Here is a 2,218-nt window from a genome sequence, read left to right as displayed (position 1 = left end):
CGAGGGGACGGTCAGGTGCCGGCGCGCTGGGCGGCAGCGACATGGCGGTCTTGCCTCCGACGTAGTGCGGGGACCGGATCCGGACCGGGGATCCGTTGACCGTCCCCTCGAACGGCTTGAGCATGGCTCCCAGGGCGCCCATCGCCCAGGAGCCGATCGGTCGACGGGTCACCGGGATCAGTCCGACGAGGAAGGCCGACCCCCAGGTGATCCCGACGATCATCGGGATCTCGAAGAACAGATTGCCGTCGGGCGACCACAGCGGCTTGCTCACGAGCAGCGCGAACAGCACTGCGCCGGCGACCCCGAACTGGGGCATGGAGTAGGGCCCGCCCCAGATCGGGGTGCCGTCGAGCAGGCGGCCCACCATCTTCTTGAAACGGCGGGACCGCGTGTAGAACCGCGCGATCTCCTGAGCCATCGGTCACACCGTGGTGTCGGAGATCTCGTGGACGATGGCGAGCTCGTTGTCGACGCCCTGGGAGAACCAGCCCAGCCCGTCCATCGTGACGCCCCAGATCATCGCCCCGCCGACCACGAGAGACAGCGCGGTCGCTGCCCACGCGAGCTTCGTCTTGATGGCGGTGATGACGACGATCGTGATGGCGGCCAGCACGGCGGCGCCGCGGATGACCGTGCTCCAGTCAGCGATCAGCTGGTTGGCCTTGTCGGAGATGCTCGCCTCGACGAGGCCCGGCTGGGCGGTCGCGGCGAGGTTGGTCGCCTCGACGGCGAGAGAAGCGATCTGGTCGATCATGTTCGTTCCTTTCAGTTGGTGTTGGTGGTGGTGGGACTCGGAAGAGGGGCTGGGGTCGACGTCGACGGAGCCGATCCGGACGTCGAGGTCTCGTTCACGACCGGCGCCGTGTCGATCGCGCTGACTTCCCAGCGGCCGTCGCGGCCGTTGAGCGTCAGTGCGTACGTGGCGGTGAGCTGCTGGTCGGCGACGTTGACGAGCTCGACGGTCGCGAGGATCCGCACCTGCTCCCCCGTCGCGGGCGTCTCGGACGGATCGACGTCGACGGCTGCCTGCGTGACGGTCACCGCGGCGTAGGGCGCCGGGTCGACCGGTCGCAGCGGCGAGTCAGGCGAGGTGACCCGGGCCAGGTCTCCGTTGCCCGTCAGATAGGCCAGCAGGAACTGCTGCACCGTCGTCATCGCCGGCGAGGTGGTGGCCAGCGTGCGCGGGTACTTCAACGTCACCTGGTCGGTGAGCTGCTCGGGCGCCGCGACGGGAGCGGGAAGACCGACGGCGGCGACACCGCCCTCGGTCGCGCGGATCACCGTCATGAAGTACCGGCGCTGCCACACCTCTGTGGGCTCCTGCTCCTCTTCGGAGACCGCCGGCTCAGCGACGGTGGCGGCGACCGTGACGGTGATCAGCCCGTCGTCGTCGGCCGGCGCGATCGACGACACCGCCAGGTCGCGGTACTTCCAGGCCTGCTCGGTGATCTTCCGCAGCTGCGACGTGTCGATGTAGGCGGCCAGCTCTCCCGGGTCGTCCTTCGTGGCGTCCAGCCACGCAGCTACGTATGCGGCCGCGTACTCCCCTGCTTCCTGCTGCTGCACGCTCAGCCCGGGCTGGACGTCCACCTGAGCGACGGCGGGCTGCTCCCCCGCGCCGAGGGCACTGACGACCAGCGCGGCCGGACCGCACAGCACGAGCCCCCAGAACGCCGCCGCCGACCCGATCGCCAGGTATGCACGCCCCTGGGTCCAGGAGCTCCCCTGCGCGATCGTCTCCTTGGTCTCGTCGACGTCGGGCTTCGGCTCTCGCTTGAACAGGCCCATCACGCACCTCCCGCATCAGGCAGGGCCGCAGCCGTGAGACGGCGAGCCACAGGGACGACGGCGCGTGCCCGGTCGACGACCTCGCTCACCCGCTCGAGCACTCCCTCGTCGAAGGGAGAGTCGAGCAGCTGAGGCACTGCCTCCAGCAGCGCGTCTTCCACCCGCAGCACCTCTGCCGCATCCGTGACGACCTCATGCCAATGCAGGTCGTGCTCGAGCTCGCCGTTCGACATTCGTCAGCCCCTCTCGTACGTCGGGGCGGTCGCCCCTCACGCACATATAGGTGCGGCCGAACGGGGTGATCTGACAGCAGCGTCGAGAATCTTCGGCAGAAATCTCAGAAGTTCTTTTCTGCCTTTTCATCTGGTTATTTCATGCGCTCAGTGACCCCTTGACCGAAGCAGTTGCGGCTCGGCCGCCACGTTTT

The 2,218-nt window shown here is 68.3% G+C and carries 3 protein-coding genes and 1 pseudogene; all 4 read right to left on the bottom strand.

Annotated elements, in window-relative coordinates:
- Positions 1-421: pseudogene (locus ABD161_RS15780) on the bottom strand (hypothetical protein); the annotation flags it as partial.
- Positions 422-424: 3 nt separating this feature from the next.
- A complete protein-coding gene (locus ABD161_RS15775; RefSeq protein ID WP_344005159.1) occupies positions 425-757 on the bottom strand; it encodes a hypothetical protein in 333 nt (110 codons plus the stop codon).
- Positions 758-768: 11 nt separating this feature from the next.
- Positions 769-1,791 carry a conjugal transfer protein gene (locus ABD161_RS15770; protein ID WP_344005156.1) on the bottom strand — a complete coding sequence of 341 codons (1,023 nt, stop codon included), beginning with the start codon at positions 1,789-1,791 and terminating at the stop codon, positions 769-771.
- The gene (locus ABD161_RS15765) at positions 1,791-2,024 is read right to left on the bottom strand and encodes a hypothetical protein (protein WP_135114243.1); all 234 of its coding nucleotides are present in this window, start codon (positions 2,022-2,024) and stop codon (positions 1,791-1,793) included. The genes ABD161_RS15770 and ABD161_RS15765 overlap by 1 nt, the downstream gene beginning before the upstream one ends.
- Positions 2,025-2,218: the final 194 nt, after the last annotated feature.

The sequence above is a fragment of the Microbacterium paludicola genome (assembly GCF_039529675.1).
Classification (GTDB): domain Bacteria; phylum Actinomycetota; class Actinomycetes; order Actinomycetales; family Microbacteriaceae; genus Microbacterium; species Microbacterium paludicola.
The sequence above is the reverse complement of the archived record's forward strand: the minus strand, read 5'-3'. Positions and strand labels throughout refer to the sequence as shown.